The sequence below is a fragment of the Bradyrhizobium sp. 157 genome (assembly GCF_023073815.1).
In the GTDB taxonomy this organism is placed as follows: domain Bacteria; phylum Pseudomonadota; class Alphaproteobacteria; order Rhizobiales; family Xanthobacteraceae; genus Bradyrhizobium.
This window is the reverse complement of record NZ_JADPKF010000075.1, coordinates 1-17,668: the sequence shown is the minus strand read 5'-3', so window position 1 is coordinate 17,668 and position 17,668 is coordinate 1. Positions and strand designations below refer to the sequence as shown.

Below are 17,668 nucleotides of genomic sequence, written 5' to 3'. Positions count from 1 at the left end.
TGCCGCTTCTCAAAAGTCTGAGTGTGAGGAGTCGACAACCCGGCGCGCGTACCTACCGAAGTGCTGCCGATTCTTGCAGCGAAAGCAATCGAACCAGTCCTGTCCCTCCGACTGATGTGAGAAATGCAGGATGCTAATGTTTTCCTGCTGGAAGCAGGTTGCACAGGCGCGGTGAATTGGTTCGCCGTTGGCTTCTGAAGCTTTTAATTCGTAGGCGTATGAACCCGCGCCGAAGTCCTTTAACGCATAGCGATCAAACTTGCGCTGGTTGGCCTTGAGAGCCGCCACTTCGTTTTCAAGATGGCTTATTTTTTGGAGGAGTGCCGAACGCTCGTCCTGCGCAGCGAATGCGCTGTTGTTTGCTTCGATGATCTTGCCTTGGAACTCGATCAGTTTCGATTGAAAGGCGGCGGCGTCGCGCAATCCCATCATAGCTTGCGCAATGTCGTTCGCGCTTCTGAGAGCGGCGATAGCACCAGCTATGGCAGATACGTCAACCAATTTTGCGTCCAGCAGATAAAAGTAAACCCCGCCGAAGCGGGGTTCATAGTTACGCTGCCTTCTTCGCGCTGCGGCGCTTCGCGGCAACCGATCGTAGAATACTAAGCACGGCTTTAGGGTCGCGCTGAATAATCATGAGATAAGCGCGGTTGCCGCCAAGTGGACGGGTCCGAGCTTGCTCCCAATCGCGAATCTGGTTGATCGTGAAGCCGAACTCGGCCGCAAAATCATCCTGCGACAGTTCTAGTTTCTGACGAATGCTGCGAACGTTGATCTCCGGCGGCACGTGGAGCTTGCTAGGCTTCGCGTTGCCGCGCGCGATCTCAAGGGCCTCGTTGAGGCCAGCTGCGATCTTGTCGAATGCCTTTTTGCTCATGCTGATTTACCCTGCTGCTGTCTATCTAACGTCGTCACTTTATTTCGATACTCATGCACGATTTGCTTTGTCAGGACCTTCAACGCCGCCGATTCGCTCGGCGTCAGAGTAGATTTCTCGCCTTTCCCAAACACCGTGACCAAGAACACAGGCATTGTGTCGCCCGTATAGAACGTAATGGTTCGATAGCCACCACGCTTCCCTTTGCCGCGGCCTGCAACCCTGATCTTCCGGCATCCGCCCGTACCAGCTAGCTCATCGCCGGCATCCGGGTTCTCCGCCAAAAAATCGATAATATCGGTAATTTCTTCCTCCGAAAGTCCCGCATCTTTAGCGGCACGGTCAAAGGAATGGAGCCGAGCTACAGTATGCATTGTTGTATGACTACGTAATTAACGGACCCGGCTCTTGTACGTAACTCACGTAGTCACGTCAAGTTCCTTTTCAATGCCCAGCGTGATCGCGCAATCCGGCCCACATCATGTTGCATATCGTGTTGCGCCGACTAGCCGGGAATGCATGGGAGCCGCTGGAACTATTGAGGATTTTTGCGCAACAGGCGCAACAAGGAATAGCACGAAATCTAGGTAGCTAATCCGAAATATTCCAGCATTTTCAATAATTTAAAGCTGGCTGGGGAACTAGGATTCGAACCTAGACAAACAGAGTCAGAGTCTGTTGTGCTACCGTTACACCATTCCCCAATGATTGCTCAATAACATCAATAGCTTATTCGAATGTCCGGGCAATCGGCTGGAGCGGGATCGTGCAAATCGCCGCTTTCGCTGGTGCGTCGTTCTACCCGCTCGGTCCGGGCCTTGGCAAGCGTAGAAGGGGGCTTTTTGAAGCTGAGCAAACCAATTTAGGTGGCGCTTCGAACCGCGGCGACAGACCCCCAAGATGATTTATCGACGACCTAAACAAGTCATTCGGCGGCTTGCTTAACGGATCGTTGCCCATCCGCATGGGCGTCATGGTCAAGATCGGTCGAACGGCCCGAGCGCGCAAAGGCGTTCGAAAGCCGGTCCAGATAGAGATAGACCACCGGCGTCGTGAACAGCGTCAGCGCCTGGCTGACGAGCAGGCCGCCGACCATGGCATAACCGAGCGGCTGGCGAATTTCCGATCCCGTGCCGGTACCGAGCATCAGCGGTACGCCGCCGAGCAGCGCCGCCATCGTCGTCATCATAATGGGGCGGAATCGCAATAGCGCCGCCTTTCGGATCGCGGCTTCGGGCTCGAGCTGCTCGTCGCGTTCGGCCGTGATCGCGAAGTCGACCATCATGATGCCGTTCTTCTTCACGATGCCGATCAACAGCACGATGCCGATCAGCGCGATCAGGCTGAAATCGAACCCGAACAGCATCAGGATCGCCAGCGCGCCGACGCCGGCAGATGGCAGCGTGGACAAGATCGTGATCGGATGGATGTAGCTTTCGTAGAGAATGCCGAGGATCAGGTACACCACCACGAGCGCTGCGAGGATCAGTAGCGGCACGCTGCCGAGCGACTGCTGGAACGCCTGCGCGGTGCCCTGGAAACTCGAATTGAGCGTCGTCGGTGCGCCAAGCTCGACCATCGCTTTCTGCACCGCGTCGGTCGCCTGTCCCAGCGCCACGCCTTGCGCGAGGTTGAAGCTGATCGTGATCGCCGGAAACTGGCCCTGATGGCTGATCGACAGCGGCCGCACCGGCACGCTGGTCCAGGTCGCAAAGGTCGACAGCGGCACCTGGTCGCCCGTGGTGGGCGATTTCACGTAGATCTTGTTCAGCGTGTCGAGGCTGCCCTGCAATTCCGGCAGCACCTCGAGCACCACCTTGTAGGTGTTGAGCTGGGTAAAATACTGAGTCACCTGGCGCTGACCGAACGCATCATAGAGCGTGTCATCGATCAGTTGCGGCTGGATGCCGTAGCGCGCGGCGGTGTCGCGGTTGATCTTCAGCTCCAGCGTGGTGCCGTTGGTCTGCTGGTCGGTGGCGACGTCGCGCAGTTCCGGCAGCGTCTGCATCTTCGCCAAAATCTTCGGCGCCCATTCGTTCAGCTCGGCGAGGTCGGCGTCCTGCAGCGTGAACTCGAATTGCGTTCGCGTCGGCCGGCCGCCGAGCCGCACGTCCTGCGCCGCCTGCATATAGAGGCGGGCGCCTTCGACTTTCTCCAACTGCGGACGGAGACGCGCGATGATCTGCTGGGCGCTCGCCTCGCGCTCGTCGCGCGGCTTTAACGTGATGTAGAGATTGCCGTTATTGCCGGCGCGGCCGCTGCCGCCGATCGCCATCGCGACCGAGGCGACGTCGGGGTCGGCCTGCACGATTTTTCCAAGCTCCTCCTGATGCCGCTTCATGTCGGCAAAGGAGATGTCCTGGCTGGCTTCCGAGGTGGCCGTGATCAGGCCATTGTCCTGCTGCGGGAAGAAGCCTTTCGGGATGATGACGAACAGATAGACCGATAATCCCAGGGTGGCGAAGAACATCATCAGCGTGGTGAGCTTCCAGCGCAGCGCCAGATCGAGGCTGCGCTCGTAGACGCGCAGCATCGCGTCGAAACCGCGCTCGCTCCATTGATAAACCCGGCCATGGCTGGTTTCGCCATGCGCGCGGAGGAAGCGCGAAGCCATCATCGGCGTCAGCGTCAGGGACACGACCATCGATACGAGAATGGTCATCGCGAGCACCACCGCGAATTCGCGGAACAGCCGCCCGATGATACCGCCCATCAGTAACAGCGGAATCAGCACGGCGACCAGCGAGATGCTGATCGACACGATGGTGAAGCCGATTTCGCTGGCGCCTTTGAAGGCGGCGGCCATCGGCTTTTCGCCTTTCTCGATGTAGCGCGTGATGTTCTCGAGCATCACGATGGCGTCGTCGACCACGAAACCGACGGCGATGGTGAGCGCCATCAGCGAGAGATTGTCGAGCGAATAGCCGCACACCCACATCAGCGCGCAGGCGCCGAGCAGCGCCAGCGGCACTGTCACGGCCGGGATTACCGTTGCCCAGAAGTTGCGCAGGAAGATGAAGATGACCATCACGACGAGCGCGATGGTCAGCAGCATGGTGAATTGCACGTCCTCGACCGCAGCGCGAATCGTCGTGGTGCGATCACTCATCACCTCGATCTTGACCGCCGCCGGGATCGCGGCGACCAGCCGCGGCAGCGTCGCCTTGATCCGATCGACGGTCTCGATGACGTTTGCGCCGGGCTGCTTGAACACGACCAGGAACACACCGCGCTTGCCATTGGCCCAGGCCGCCTGCTTGGCGTCTTCCGGACCGGTGACGGCCTGGCCGATATCGCGAATTCGCAATGGGCCGCCGTTGCGATAGGCGATGATGACGTCGTTCCAGTCCTTGGAATCCGGCAACTGGTCGTTGGCATAAATGGTATAGGCGCGGCGCTCGCCGTCGATATTGCCCTTGGGGCTGTCAACGGTCGTGATCGCGATCTGGCTGCGAACATCTTCCAGCGATAGCCCCTTGGCAACAAGCTTTGCCGGGTCGATCTGAATGCGGATGGCAGGCTTCTGCTGTCCGCCGATGATCACCTGGGCCACGCCGGAGATCTGGCTGATCTGTTGGGCAAGCTGGGCATCCACGGAGTCGCTGACGGTGGTGAGCGGCAGCGTGTCCGAAGTCGCCGACAGTATCAGGATTGGCGCATCCGCCGGGTTGACCTTGCGATAGATCGGCGGCGAGGGAAGATTTTTTGGCAACTGGCCGCTGGCAGCATTGATCGCGGCCTGCACGTCGTTAGCCGCGGCATCGATCGGGCGGTTCAGATCGAACTGGATCGTGATCGCCGTCGTACCGAGATAGCTGGTCGAGGTCATCTGCGCGACGCCGGGAATCTGCGCGAGCTGGCGCTCCAGCGGTTGCGCCACCGACGACGCCATAGTCTCCGGACTACCGCCGGGCAGGGAGGCGGAGACCTGAATGGTCGGAAAATCGACCTGCGGCAGCGGCGCGACCGGCAGCAGTGGATAGGCGACGAGGCCGACGAACATGATCCCCGCCATCATCAGCGAGGTCCCGATCGGGTAGCGAATGAAGGGGGCGGAAATTCCCTGGCTCATTCCCGGGCAGCCTTCGCCTGATCCGAACTGGCGACCGCGGTTGTGACCAATGTGCCGGGCTGAACCTTGAACTGACCCGCCGTGATCACCCGATCGCCCGGCGACAGCCCCTCGTCGACCACCGAACGGCCATCGATCGACCGCGTCACCTTGATCTTGCGGAGCTCGGCCTTGTTCTCGGGGCTGACCGTGTAGGCGTAAAGTCCGTTGGGGCCATGCTGGACGGCATCGTCGGGAATTACGGTAGCGTTCTCCAGCGTCGCAATCAGCAGCCGGGTCGAAACCGACTGGCCCGGCCACAGCGCGTGGTCCTTGTTGTCAAAGACCGCCTTGAGCCGGACCGTACCGCTTGATGTGTCGACCTGGTTGTTGATCAGGGAAAGCGTGCCGGTGGAAAGCACCCGCTTGCCGTCCGTGGAGAGTGCGATCACTTTGGGAGAACCGGCGGCCAGCGCGGCTCTGATATCCGGCAAGTGGTCTTCCGGCGCGGTGAAGATCACCGCGATCGGTTCGATCTGGGCGATCGTAACGATGCCGGTCTGAGTCGCAGCGTTGACGATATTGCCGACGTCGACCTGGCGCAGCCCGGCTACACCGGAGATCGGTGCCTTGATGGTGGCGTAATCGAGCTGGGTCTGCGCGTTTTCGATCGCCGCATCGTCGCCGGCCACTTGCGCCGTCAATTGCGCGACCAAGGCACGCTGGGTATCCGTTTGCTGGCGGGTCGCGAACTCACCGAGCCGAGTGGAGCGCTGCAGGTCGAGGTTGGCGTTGGCGAGATTGGCTTGATCCTGCGCCTTCTTCGCCTTGGCCTGATCGAGCGCGGCCTGGAACGGCCGCGGATCGATCTCGGCCAACGTATCGCCTTCCGTGACGAACTGGCCTTCCTGAAACGCAATTCGATTGATCTGACCGTCGACGCGGGTGCGGACGACGACGGTGTTGAAGCCTTGCACAGTGCCGAGGCCGGTCAGATAAACGGGAAAACTGGTCCTTTCGACCAGGGCCGTTCGCACGGGCACGGCAGCACGGGCTGGCGCGGGCTTCTGGGCTTCAGCTTGCGCCTCACGGGCCTCGCTTTGGAATCGCTGCCAGCCGAAAAAGCCTACTAGCGCGGCGATCGCTGCGACCAACAAGACCCAACGGATGGTGCGTGATCTCGACATGCTGAACCACTTGTTTCGGATAACAGGCAAAGGCGCCCAGCACGGTTCCCTGTCGAGACAGGTATAGTCTGCGCGCTCTCGGTGCGTACACGCACGAGCGCTTGAGAATCCTAAACTATTGGAAAGGTTGCGGCAGCGCACGCGCGAGAATCGGCATAGCGCACGCGCGAGGATCGGCATGACGCGTGGCTCGCAATCTCATCCGCATCGCCAACTGTCGAACGACTTTGGACCGCAAATTAGAATCGTTTTGATCTGGATGGATTCAAGCGACGTCTCGCCCCAGCCGCGTTGACCCCGAAAGTTTCGCTCGGTACCTACGGTGCAGGATTTGTCCTGCCGCCGGTCGGTTGCTGCGAGCTGAGTCAGCGGCACCTCCTTTCGGAGCCGGATGAATGCGACGGCGGCGAGCTGGTGGTCGCGGACCTTCACGGTTCCCACCGGATCAAGCTCGCGGCCGGTGACCTCGTGCCTTGGTCCTGCGTCTAGAGTCCTGCGTCTCGTTGCATCTGGTCACGCCGGTCGCACCGGGTATGCGTGTGGCATCTTTTTTCAGGCTCCAGAGCATGGTACGGATGCCTACGCCCGCAGCCTGATCTTCGATCTCGACACCTCGATCCAGGCCCTGGTGGAGCGGCTTGGGCGAGACGACCCCGAAACGGTCAAATTGACCGGTATCTATTAGAACCTGATCCGCTACTGGGCCGAAGTATGAACAACATGTCTCTTTCTCGCGTTATGATATTTGCGGTGATGTCCGCGCTGGCGATGCTGTCGCTGTCGGCGCCGTCGTCGGCCCAGCAGGGCACGCCTCCTGCGGCGTCGTCCGCACCTGCGGCCCAGCAGGCGCCCGCCGTATCGCAGGTCCCGGCCGCGCCGGCCCAGCCGGCGGCTGCGCCGGCCGCACCTTCGGATTCAGCCGCGACGCCTCCGGAACGCGAGAGCAAATTGCTGAAGTCGGCTGCCGCTGAACTCCGCGAATTGTCGCCCTGGTCGATGTTCATGTCGGCTGACGTGGTGGTCAAGGCGGTCATGATCGGTCTCGCCTTTGCCTCGCTGGTGACCTGGACCATTTTCATCGCCAAGATGGTCGAGCTCACCGTCATTCAGCGCAAAGTGCGCCGGGCGCTTGCCAAGATCTCCGATGCGAGGTCACTGGCGGAAGCGCAATTCGCGCTGGGTTCCAAGGGCAGCGTGCTGTCGTCCTTGCTCGCGGCAGCGATGCGCGAGGCGCGGCTGTCGGCGGGCATTTCGAGCGACGCCGGCATCAAGGAGCGCGCCGCGTCGAGCTTCTCGGAAATCGTGCGCGCCGAGGCGCGTCGGATCCGGCTCGGTATGGGCCTGCTCGCGACCATCGGCGCGACCTCGCCGTTCGTCGGACTGTTCGGCACCGTCTGGGGCATCATGAACAGCTTTATCGGCATTTCGAAATCGCAGACCACGAACCTTGCCGTGGTGGCACCTGGCATCGCCGAAGCGCTGCTCGCAACCGCGATCGGCCTCGTCGCCGCGATCCCGGCCGTCATCATCTACAATCACTTCGCGCGCGTCACCAAGGGTTACATGGAACTGGTCAGCCGTGCATCGGGCGTCGCAGGACGGCTGCTGTCGCGCGATCTCGACCGTACCCACGTTAGTTCACTCGGCGGCTCGCATGCCCGCGCGGCGGCGGAGTAGGCGATGGGCGCGTCAATCGCAGAACACGACCTCGATGATGACAGCGATTTCGCCGAATCGCACGAGATCAACGTCACGCCGTTCATCGACGTCGTTCTGGTTCTCCTGATCATCTTCATGGTCGCGGCGCCATTGTCGACCGTCGACCTGCCGATCGATTTGCCGACGTCGACCGCAACCCCGCAGAAGAAGCCGGACAAGCCCACTTATGTGAGCATCAAGCCGGATCTCTCGGTTGCGATCGGGGAGAACATGGTCAAGCGCGTCGATCTGGTGCGCTCGCTCGATGCGATGCCGGATGCCAGCAAAGAGCGTCACGTCTTCCTGCGCGCTGACCGCGCCGTGCCCTATGGCGAATTGATGGACGTGCTCGAAATCCTGCGCGCCGGCGGCTATTCCAAAATCAAGCTGGTGGCGCTCGAAGGCGTTCCTGAAGCAGCTGCGGCGCAAGCGGCGCCGGCAAAGCCTTGACCGGCCTCGACGAGCAAAGGCCTTCGCGGCCGCTCTGGATTTCTGCCGCGGTGATTGCGCTCGCGCTCCACATTGGCGGCGCCGCGCTGGCGATCGCGCATTTGCAGACCGAAGAAGCCGATGACGCCCTCGGTGCGTCGGCAATCGAGATCGGGCTCGAAATGGCCTCCGTGCGCCGCGAGGTGACCGATCTGCCGCCGGGCCCGGACACCGATGCGTCCGCGGCGTCGCCGCAGCTCGCCGAGCAGAAGGCCGAGGTCAAGGAAACCGAGCTGCCGCAGGACAAGCCGACGGAGCCCGAAGAGGCCGACCGCGTGGTGACGGAGAACGAGTCGAAGAAGCCGAAAGAGGACGATCCGAAGATCGCGGCGGTGCAGACGCAGGCGTCGACCGAGTCGGTTGCCTCCGAGGCAACCGCGACGCCGAGTTCTGAGGACATTCCGGAAGGGCAGCGTTCCATCGCACCGGTGATCGGCACCGGCGAGAGCGCACGACGCGCGCGCGCGACGTGGCAAAAGGAGCTCGTCGCGCATCTCGACAAGCACAAGCGCTACCCGAAGGAACGGCAGCAAAAATCTGCCGAGATCCAGGTTCGCTTTACGCTAGACCGCATGGGCCGCGTGCTGTCGACCGATATCGAAAAGGGATCGGGCGATCCGGCCTTCGACGCGGCGGCGCTGGCGATGGTGCGCCGCTCCGATCCGGTCCCGATGCCGCCGCCTGTCGTTGCCGACGAAGGCCTGACGTTCACGCTGCCGGTGATCTTCCGCGTTAAGAACAAGAGCTGACGCCCAGCACTGCCGCCGCTATAGCGTTTTCGAGCGAAGTGGACACCGGTTCGCGTGAAGAGAACGCGTCAAAACAAGAATCCAGAGCTTCGGTTCTGACTTGGTCAGAAGCGAGGCGTTAGATCGGATAATGCTGTGGCCCTGTTTCGATCGTGATCCAGCGCAACTCGGTGAATTCGGCGATACCTGCCTTGCCGCCGAAACGGCCATAGCCCGACGCCTTGACGCCGCCGAACGGCATCTGCGCCTCATCGTGAACGGTGGGCCCGTTGACGTGACAGATGCCCGAATCAATGCGCTTGGCGACCTCGAACGCGCGCGCGATATCGCGGCCGAATACCGCTGCCGATAGCCCGTATTCAGTGTCATTGGCGACGCGAACGGCTTCGTCCGTGCCGTTGACGCGCACGACGCAGACTACCGGACCGAACGACTCCTCGTCGTAGATCCGCATCGACGAGTTGACGCCGTCGATCACCGTCGCCGACATCAGCGTTCCCTCACTGCGCCCGCCTGCGACCACCTTGGCGCCCTTGCTGACGGCATCGTTGATCAACGCCTGGATGCGGACGGCGGCATCGGTGCCGATCAGCGATCCCAGCGGTGCGCTACCCTTGCGCGGGTCGCCGGCGACCAGCGATCCGGCTTTCGCCGCGAGCTTCGTTACGAACGCATCGGCGATCTTCTCGTCGACGACGAGCCGCTCGGTCGACATGCAGATCTGGCCCTGGTTCATGAAGGCGCCGAACGCTGCGGCGGCAACGGCTGCGTCGAGATCGGCGTCGTCGAGCACGATCATTGGCGCCTTGCCGCCGAGCTCGAGCAAGGCTGGTTTGAGGTACTTTGCCGCCACCTGCGCGATGATGCGGCCGACGCGCGTCGAGCCGGTGAAATTGACACGCCGCACGGCGGGATGGCCGATCAGCATTTCGATCAGGGCAGGGGCATCTTCCGGCGCGTTGGTGATGACGTTGAGGACACCCGGCGGCAGGCCGGCGTCGTGCAGGCATTCGGCGATCAGCCGGTGGGTGCCCGGGCAAATTTCGGAGGCCTTCAGCACGACGGTGTTGCCGCAGGCAAGCGGCAGGGCGATGGCGCGTACGCCGAGAATGACCGGCGCGTTCCAAGGCGCCATGCTAAGCACGACGCCCGCGGGTTGGCGCACGGCCATCGCGATGCAGCCCGGCTTGTCCGAGGGGATGACCTCGCCTGAAATCTGCGTGGTCATGGCGGCGGCCTCGCGCAGCATGCCGGCCGCGAGGTGAACGTTGAAGCCGGCCCAGCCGGCCGTCGCGCCGGTTTCCGCGGCCATCAGCTCGACGAATTGCGACGCCTTCGACGCCAGAAGATCGGCAGCCTTCAACAGGATCGCGCGCCTGGCGTTCGGGCCGGTAGCGGACCACGCGGGGAAGGCGGCTGCGGCGGTATCGGCCGCGCGCTTTGCATCCGCGATTTGGGCTGCCGCGGCGCGGCTTGCGAGATCGCCGGTGACCGGGTTCAGGCGATCGAACGTCGCGCCGTTCGATGCGGGCACGTCCTTGCTCTCGAGCAGCAGCGAAATTTCATACATGGCTTTCTCTCCTCAAGCGGGGCTTATGACGATGATGCGGTGGCCGGCGGCACGCCGCCGAGATAGGCGCGCTGGACGGCGGGATCGGCTTTCAACTCGGCGGCGGTGCCGTGCCCGACGATGACGCCGTTCGCGAGCACATAGCCGCGATCGGCGATCCGCAGGCTCTCCTGCGCGTTCTGTTCGACGAGGAGGAGCCCAACGCCGGCCTCGCGCACACGGCGCAAGGTGGCGAACAACTCCTGCACCATGGCCGGCGAGAGCCCGAGCGACGGCTCGTCGAGCAACAGGATATCGGGATTGGACATCAGCGCGCGGCCGATGGCGAGCATCTGCTGTTCGCCGCCGCTCATGGTGCGCGCGATCTGGCCGGCGCGCTCGCGCAGGCGCGGAAACAGCGCAAGCACTTGCTCGCGCCGCGCCGCTTCGCCCTCGCGGGCGCGCTTCGGATTGGCGCCGAGCAGAAGATTTTCCTTCACAGTCAAATCGCCGAAAATGCCGCGGCCCTCGGGCACCAGCGCCAGCCCGCTTTCGACGATCTCATGCGCGGCAAGCGCGGAGATATCGCGGCCACCGAGGCGCACCTGCTTGCCTGGCAGTGTCCGAACGACTCCGGCGATGGCCTTCAGGAGCGACGTCTTGCCGGCGCCATTCGCGCCGAGAATCGTCACGATTTCGCTGCGGCCGACTCTGAGAGCGACGCCGTCGAGTGCGCGGTGCAGGCCATAAGCGAGGCTCAGATTTGCGACCTCAAGCATCGGCGGCCACCCCGCCAAGATAGGCCTTCACGACGGCCGCATCGCTCAGTACGTCCGCAGTCACGCCTTCGGCGATCTTGCGTCCGCTGCTCATCACGATGCAGCGGTCGCAAAGCGCGCGAACCGCGCTCATCACGTGTTCGACCAGGACGATGGTGATCCCGTCTGCCTTCAACGACCGGATCAGCTCGATGCCGATCGCAAGTTCGGATGGATTTAGTCCGGCGAGCCATTCGTCGAGCAGCAGCAGTCGCGGCTTTGCCGCCAGGGCGCGTGCGAGTTCCAGGCGCTTGCGGTCGATATAGGTGAGGTCCGCCGCGGGCCGCCGGTCGTGCCCGGCAAGACCGACGCGATCAAGCAGCGTGTCGATCCGCAGTTCTGTCTCGGATGCGGGCAGATGCGGTCTCTGGAACGCCAACCCTGCCTTGATGTTCTCGCGGCAATCCATGCCGTCGAGCACGCGGACGAGCTGGAACGTTCGGGCAAGACCGAGCCGTGCGATCCGGTACGACGCAAGGCCCGCGATGTTCTGGCCCATCAGACGGATGGTGCCGGCATCGGGACGCAGCACGCCCGAGATCAGATTGAGCGCGGTGGTCTTGCCCGACCCGTTGGGACCGAGCAGGCCCATGATTTCGCCTTGGGCAACCGCGAAGCCGAGGTCGTTGACCGCGACGAGCCCGCCGAACGTGCGCCGCAGCCCGTTGATCACCAGCACTGGTGTTCCGCTGCCCTGGCTCATGCGGTTGCCCGTTGCGTGGCTTTGCTGCCCGCCGTCGTCGAGAGCTTCTCGAACAATCCCGCGACGCCCCTCGGCAGCATGTAAACGATCAGCAGGAAAATGCAGCCGAGGATGATCGTGAACGTGTTCGGAAAGCGCGCGCTCAGCAGCTCAAACAGCAATGTCAGCGGCACGGCGCCGAGCACCGGTCCCCACAGCCGGTGCGCGCCGCCGAGCAGCGCCATGATCAGCACCTGAAACGAGATCATCGAATTGAAGGCGATCGACGGTTCGATATAGGTCCAGCGCGGCGCCATGATTGCGCCGACCAGCGTCATCACCGTGGCGCTGATCGTGAACAGGGCGACTTTGGCGAAGGTGGTATTGATCCCGCAATGTTTTGCGACGGTCTCGTCTTCGCCGATCACCCGTAGCGCAAAGCCGAGCCGCGAGCGCGCGATCAGCCAGCCCAGCAGGAATACCGCGGCGGTCAGCGCCAGCAATTGCCAGTAGATATCGGCCTGCGTGATGTCGACGAAGACATAGCGCCCGAGCACGCGTGACTTGTTGACCTCGAACCAGACCACGAGCTGGCGGATCAGTTCCGTCAGGCCAAACGTGAAGATGACGAAATACACGCCGCTCAAGCGCAGCGTCGAGAGCCCGACGATGCCAGCCACAATGGCGCCGAGCGCCGCTGCGATCAGCAGCACCAGCGGCCACGGCAAGATCTCGCCGAGCACAGCAACCGTATAGGCGCCGACACCGAAGAACGCGGTCGTTGCCAGCGAGACATAGCGTGTGGGCCCTGAGAACATGCCCCAGGCCGTCGCCAGTACGGTGTATTGCAATAGGCTAATGGCGAGCGCGAGGTAGTAGGCATTGCCGAGGCGCGGAACGAGCGCCAGCAGTGCAAGCGCTGCGAGCGCGACGGCACCGAAGCCGGCAATACGAGCGCTCATCGCGTGGCCCTGCCAAACAGTCCGGCCGGCTTCACCAGCAGCACAGCGAGAAACAGTGCGAAATTGACTGCGAGCGTAAGTCCGGGATCGACATAGGAGGCAACCAGCGCCTCGCTGAGACCGAGTGCTAGTCCCGCGACCAGGCAGCCCAGCATATTGCCGACGCCGCCCATCACGACGACGATCAGGGCCTTCATCGTGAAGACGACGCCGGATGACGCGCTGAAGGTGAGAAAGGTGCTGACCAGCACGCCGGCCGCTGCTACCAGGGCGCCGCCCAATGCAAATGTCAGGGCGGAAGCCTGCGGTACATTGATGGCAACAAGCTGCGCCGCGAAGGGATCGACGGCGACCGCGCGTACCGCCGTGCCGGCGCGGGTGCGCGTCAACGCGGCATAGAGCGCCAAGCTTAACAGGATGGTGATCCCGAGCGCGGCGAGGCGGTTGGCCGCAACCGTCTCGCCGAGAAACTGCACCGGGAAGGCCAGGAACGAATAGCTGTAATAGGCTCCGCCGAACAGCGCGAGCATCAAGCCCTGAATGACGAAGGTGAGGCCAAAGGTTGCGAGAATGCTGTCGACCTCGAGCGCGTCCCGGTTGGGCGCGCGTCGCACCAACGGGGTCAGTAGCAGTTTGTAGACTGCAAAGTTCAGCACGAAGGCGAGGGGGACGACCAGCGCCAGTCCGACAAACGGACTGATCGCCCAACCCGTGAACAGCCAGTGCGATGCAAAGGCGGCTGCAATCAGAAACTCACCGTAGGAAAGGTTCATGATGCGTGCAACGCCGTACTGGAGCGTGAGCCCCATGGCGATGAGCGCATACATGCCGCCCAGCATCAGGCCGGTCAGAATGGCGTTGGTCATTGGCGTGCCGGCCGCGTCTCAATCTTGACGTTACGGTGCCACCCACGCCGGCTTCGGGACGATCGCGGTGCGCGCGCCTTCGTTCTTCGCCGGTGCGATGCCATAGAACTCACCGTCCTGCCACTGGCCAACCCACCAGAAGCGCGTCGGCATGTTGTTCTCGAGCTTGACCTTGCCGATCACGGTATCGAACGTGCCGGTCTGCAGGTCCTTGATGACGGAAGCGCGGTCGATCTTGCCGACGCGCTCGATCGCCTGCTGCAGCATCTGCAGGCTTGCATAGGTGACCGCGCTCGCCCAGCGGTCCGGCTCCGCCCCGTTGGCGGCGGCCTTGTGGCGGGCGAGATAGTCCTTGATTGCCGGACTGTCGCCGCTCCAGCCGCCGATACCCATCACGCCTTCGGTGTTCTTGCCGAATTTTTGCCGATAGAGCGGGAAGGCGGTGCCGACCCCGGTATAGAAAACCTTCGGATTGAGCCCGGCGATACGCGATTGCTCGGTCAGCGCCAGCGTATCCGGCGGATAGCTGAAGGCGATGAAGACATCCGGGTTGAGCGCCTTGATCTCATTGACGATCGGCGCCAGATCTTGCGTGCCGATCGGATAGCTCTTGTCGTAAGCCAGCTTGAACTTCGCGTTGGTGAGTGCCGGCCGCGCCGCCGACGACAGATCAATCCCGAAGCCGTCGGCAATGCTGACCATCGCCACGGTGTCGCCGATCTTCTTTTCGTCGCGCAATTTGTTCAGCAATTCGACCAGCGATTTGGCGGCGTCCGCGCTGGTGCCGAGCAGCCAGAAACTGTTGGGCCAGCGCTTGGCGAGTTCGGGCGCGCGGTCAGTCACGGCGGTCGCAGCAAGGTGCGGATAGCCTTCGCGATTGAGCGTCGGACCAACCGCCAGATTGAGGCCGGTGCCCCATGGCGGCAGGATGAAATCGACCTTGTCCTGGTTGATCAGCCGCTCGAGCGCGCGCACCGCCTCTTCGGCGTTGGAGCGGTCGTCATATTGCACGACCTCGATCGGGACGCGCTTGTCGCCGAGCTTGATGCCACCGGCGGCATTTACCTCCTTCACCCACAATTCGTAGTTGGGGATCGTGGTGACCGCGGCGCCTCCGGTGTTGGGGCCGGTGCGCGAGATCGCGTAGCCGATCTTGATCGAAGTTTGCGCCTCGGCGATGGCGGTCAGGCCGAGCGTAACGGCGCAGGTGGCGGCCGCCAGCAGGGCGGTGCGCCGCGTCAGGAATGTCATCATCTTGTCCTCCCAGGGTGCGTCGACCGGCGCCATTGACCTGGCGCTCATGATCACCCTGACGTTAGGGGAGGTTGCTAGAGGCTTGGAATTGGACGAAACCGGGGAAAGATTGTACTTTTCTGGCAAATCTTCCGCTTCACTGGCGGCGGATTGTCTCAGGAGACGGGGGCATGTCGGCATCACCAGGGCTGAACGGACTGCCGGTCGGCGTCGCGCTGGCGGTACGTGCGGAAGCTTTTTCGGCCGCCCTGGCGGCTCGATCGTGGGTCATCCGCCAGAAGGCGGAGCGCCGGGCGCATCTATTGTTGCTGCAATCGGACCGCGGCCGGGCTTCATGGCACGGAACGGGTGTCGCGCTCGAAGCGCCGGCGCTGCTCTGGTTGCCGGGCAGCACCGATGCAGCGCTGCACGTTGGTTCCGGCGCGCATGGATTCCTGTTGTCGGTGGACGATGCCTTCCTGATCAAGATCATCGCGGGCAGTGCCGAGGCGCTGCATCTGCGCAGAACCACGGAGCGCGCTGCGCTGGTTGCCGGCGAGACGCTTTCTCCACATCTCGACACGATCGCCGAATCCTGCTGCGCGATCGTGGCGGAGTTGCGCGCGCCCGGCTTTGGCGGCGCGACGCTGATCGCCTCACATCTGCTGTTGCTGTGTCTGCAACTCTGCCGGCTCAGCTCCTCGCATGATGAGCGTCACGAGGTTGCAGCGCGTGGCGGTGGTCCGGCGCTGGTCGGCAATTTCCTGCAAATGGTCGAACTGCATTACCGCGACGGCTGGCCGGTAGCGCGCTATGCGGACGCGCTCGGCGTCACGTCCGACAAGCTGCACGCCCATTGCCAACGGGAGAAAAACTGCGGCCCGCGCGCGATCATCCACGAGCGCCTGGTGCGTGAAGCCTGTACGCGTCTGCAGCAGCTCGATCTTCCCGTCGAGCAGATCGGATACGGTCTGGGTTTTCGCGATCCGGCCTATTTCAATCGCTTCTTCCGCAAGTATCGCGGCGCGTCACCGGGCAACTATCGCCGGCAGATACGGTTGGAGCACGCACGCAGCGGTCCGTCCTACGCGGCATGGCCGTGATGCGGTTGGGTTGCAGACCTTCAACCGGCCAGTAATGCACCCGCCTCAGCGCCAGAAGTAGCGAATGCTGACGTAGACGATCGCAAGACAGATAAAAATCAGCGCTACCGGCAGCCGCGGTTTTGTCGCCGGTCCCGATACAGCCTGTTGTTTCGGCCGGGCGGGCGGACGGCGGAACGCAGTGACGTTGCCGCTGTCGGTGGTCGGATCACTCGCGCGGGACGGAAGCTGCGGCGGCGTTCCGCTGCCGCCCATCTCCACATAGTATTTCTTGTACATGAGCTGGATGGTTGCTTCGGAAGCATCATCCTCCGTCATCCTGGCAAGCAACTGCCGGTAGCCTTCAAGAAAGCTCTGTGCCTCGGGCGGCAGGGCGGAAAAGCCGTTGAGCTTGGCAATCATTTTCCAGGTTGCAAAATCTGCCCTCGCGCGGGTGTCGGCGCGTCGTGCGATCAACATATCGGCAGCTTTGGTCGCCATGGCCCGGGTCGGTTCGTCCCTTGTGCGTTTGTTTCTATTTGAAGTTTAAGCGTTGCCGGTGATGAAGAGAAGCGCGCTGATCACATAACCGATCAGTGTCCGCAGTATCGCCGAAATAACATCAAGATTTAGGCCAAGCTGCGCGCCGATGATGGGAAGCAGGATCAGCAGTCCGATCAAAATCAGCAGCCCGTACGGTTCCAGCCGCGACAGCGGGTAAGCCAGCACCCGCGGCAAGAGTCCGACGGCGACCCGGCCACCGTCCAGCGGCGGGATCGGCATCATGTTGAAAATCGCCAGCACGATATTGATCAGAAAGGCGTTTTTGAGGTTGTCTGCCGTCCATTTGGCGGCTTCCGCTGGCACCAATGGCAAGGCGTGGAAGGCCAAAGCCGTGACAAGCGCCAGGGCGATGTTCGTGGCGGGGCCGGCCAGCGCCACCCAGACCATGTCGAGCCGGGGGTGCTTCAGGTTCTGGAAGTTCACTGGAACCGGCTTGGCGTAGCCGAACAGGAACGGTGAATGCGACAGCAGCAGCAGCCCCGGAAGAATCACTGTCCCAAACGGATCGATATGCTTGAAGGGATTAAAGCTGACCCGGCCGAGCTGCCAAGCAGTATTGTCCCCGAGCCGGTAGGCCACGAAGGCGTGGGCGGCCTCATGGAAGGTGATGGCGATCAGGATCGGGAGAATCCAGACCGAAATGCCGTACAGTGAGATGTTCAAGCGGTCAGCCCCGGTTTGCCTGGGCATCGTAGCCCGGATGGAGCGAAGCGCAATCCGGGATGGGTCCACTCTGCATGCGAAACGATCCCGGATCAGCTGGCGCTCCATCCGGGCTTCTGTAACGGGCCTTAGTTAGTCAATCCCTTTTTGCGCTGTCCACCTGCCGGGCACTTGCTTCTGTACGGGATCGGCACTGAG

General features: G+C 62.5%; 17 protein-coding genes, 1 tRNA gene and 1 pseudogene. 5 read left to right on the top strand and 14 right to left on the bottom strand.

The features are described from left to right. Positions 1–9: 9 nt before the first annotated feature. From IVA95_RS18805 to IVA95_RS18780, 6 genes are all read right to left on the bottom strand, one after another. Positions 10–501, bottom strand: a complete 492-nt coding sequence (locus IVA95_RS18805) for a hypothetical protein (protein ID WP_247511830.1) — start codon at positions 499–501, stop codon at positions 10–12. Between the two features lie 49 nt (positions 502–550). Next, positions 551–877, bottom strand: a complete 327-nt coding sequence (locus IVA95_RS18800; RefSeq protein ID WP_247511829.1) for a helix-turn-helix domain-containing protein — start codon at positions 875–877, stop codon at positions 551–553. After that, positions 874–1,251 (bottom strand): type II toxin-antitoxin system RelE/ParE family toxin, encoded by a 378-nt coding sequence (locus tag IVA95_RS18795; RefSeq protein ID WP_247511828.1) that lies wholly within the window; start codon positions 1,249–1,251, stop codon positions 874–876. Before IVA95_RS18795 ends, IVA95_RS18800 begins: the two co-directional genes overlap by 4 nt. 256 nt (positions 1,252–1,507) lie before the next feature. Continuing rightward, positions 1,508–1,581, bottom strand: a tRNA-Gln gene (locus tag IVA95_RS18790). Between the two features lie 221 nt (positions 1,582–1,802). After that, positions 1,803–4,949 carry a multidrug efflux RND transporter permease subunit gene (locus tag IVA95_RS18785; protein ID WP_247511827.1) on the bottom strand — a complete coding sequence of 1,049 codons (3,147 nt, stop codon included), beginning with the start codon at positions 4,947–4,949 and terminating at the stop codon, positions 1,803–1,805. Then, on the bottom strand, positions 4,946–6,115 hold the full coding sequence (locus IVA95_RS18780) for an efflux RND transporter periplasmic adaptor subunit (RefSeq protein WP_247511826.1): 1,170 nt from the start codon (positions 6,113–6,115) through the stop codon (positions 4,946–4,948). Before IVA95_RS18780 ends, IVA95_RS18785 begins: the two co-directional genes overlap by 4 nt. 378 nt (positions 6,116–6,493) lie before the next feature. Here IVA95_RS18780 and IVA95_RS18775 point away from each other — a divergent pair. The 4 genes and pseudogenes from IVA95_RS18775 to IVA95_RS18760 form a co-directional block, all read left to right on the top strand. Further along, positions 6,494–6,800, top strand: a pseudogene (locus tag IVA95_RS18775) (PKHD-type hydroxylase); the annotation flags it as partial. Positions 6,801–6,868: 68 nt separating this feature from the next. Next, the gene (exbB, locus tag IVA95_RS18770; protein ID WP_247511825.1) at positions 6,869–7,792 is read left to right on the top strand and encodes a tonB-system energizer ExbB; all 924 of its coding nucleotides are present in this window, start codon (positions 6,869–6,871) and stop codon (positions 7,790–7,792) included. Between the two features lie 3 nt (positions 7,793–7,795). Then, the gene (gene exbD / locus IVA95_RS18765; protein ID WP_247511824.1) at positions 7,796–8,263 is read left to right on the top strand and encodes a TonB system transport protein ExbD; all 468 of its coding nucleotides are present in this window, start codon (positions 7,796–7,798) and stop codon (positions 8,261–8,263) included. Continuing rightward, positions 8,260–9,051 (top strand): TonB family protein, encoded by a 792-nt coding sequence (locus IVA95_RS18760; RefSeq protein WP_247511823.1) that lies wholly within the window; start codon positions 8,260–8,262, stop codon positions 9,049–9,051. The genes exbD and IVA95_RS18760 overlap by 4 nt, the downstream gene beginning before the upstream one ends. A 118-nt stretch (positions 9,052–9,169) precedes the next feature. Here IVA95_RS18760 and IVA95_RS18755 read toward each other — a convergent pair whose 3' ends face one another. Genes IVA95_RS18755 through IVA95_RS18730 form a run of 6 tightly spaced genes read right to left on the bottom strand, consistent with a single transcriptional unit; the run spans position 9,170 to position 15,179 of the window. Beyond that, positions 9,170–10,621, bottom strand: coding sequence for an aldehyde dehydrogenase (locus IVA95_RS18755; protein ID WP_247511822.1), 1,452 nt, complete (start codon positions 10,619–10,621; stop codon positions 9,170–9,172). Between the two features lie 23 nt (positions 10,622–10,644). Then, positions 10,645–11,379 (bottom strand): ABC transporter ATP-binding protein, encoded by a 735-nt coding sequence (locus IVA95_RS18750; protein ID WP_247511821.1) that lies wholly within the window; start codon positions 11,377–11,379, stop codon positions 10,645–10,647. After that, a complete protein-coding gene (locus tag IVA95_RS18745) occupies positions 11,372–12,121 on the bottom strand; it encodes an ABC transporter ATP-binding protein (protein WP_247511820.1) in 750 nt (249 codons plus the stop codon). The genes IVA95_RS18750 and IVA95_RS18745 overlap by 8 nt, the downstream gene beginning before the upstream one ends. After that, positions 12,118–13,062 carry a branched-chain amino acid ABC transporter permease gene (locus tag IVA95_RS18740; RefSeq protein WP_247511819.1) on the bottom strand — a complete coding sequence of 315 codons (945 nt, stop codon included), beginning with the start codon at positions 13,060–13,062 and terminating at the stop codon, positions 12,118–12,120. Before IVA95_RS18740 ends, IVA95_RS18745 begins: the two co-directional genes overlap by 4 nt. Beyond that, complete coding sequence (locus IVA95_RS18735; RefSeq protein ID WP_247511818.1) at positions 13,059–13,928, bottom strand: branched-chain amino acid ABC transporter permease; 870 nt, start codon at positions 13,926–13,928, stop codon at positions 13,059–13,061. Before IVA95_RS18735 ends, IVA95_RS18740 begins: the two co-directional genes overlap by 4 nt. Before the next feature lie 30 nt (positions 13,929–13,958). Then, the gene (locus IVA95_RS18730; RefSeq protein ID WP_247511857.1) at positions 13,959–15,179 is read right to left on the bottom strand and encodes an amino acid ABC transporter substrate-binding protein; all 1,221 of its coding nucleotides are present in this window, start codon (positions 15,177–15,179) and stop codon (positions 13,959–13,961) included. Positions 15,180–15,352: 173 nt separating this feature from the next. Between IVA95_RS18730 and IVA95_RS18725 the strand changes: the two genes are divergently transcribed. Continuing rightward, on the top strand, positions 15,353–16,264 hold the full coding sequence (locus IVA95_RS18725; RefSeq protein WP_247511817.1) for a helix-turn-helix domain-containing protein: 912 nt from the start codon (positions 15,353–15,355) through the stop codon (positions 16,262–16,264). 45 nt (positions 16,265–16,309) lie between these two features. Here IVA95_RS18725 and IVA95_RS18720 read toward each other — a convergent pair whose 3' ends face one another. Then, entirely contained in the window at positions 16,310–16,744 is a 435-nt protein-coding gene (locus IVA95_RS18720; RefSeq protein WP_247511816.1) for a hypothetical protein, read from the bottom strand. A gap of 45 nt (positions 16,745–16,789) precedes the next feature. Further along, entirely contained in the window at positions 16,790–17,470 is a 681-nt protein-coding gene (locus tag IVA95_RS18715) for a site-2 protease family protein (RefSeq protein WP_247511852.1), read from the bottom strand. Positions 17,471–17,668 lie beyond the last annotated feature (198 nt).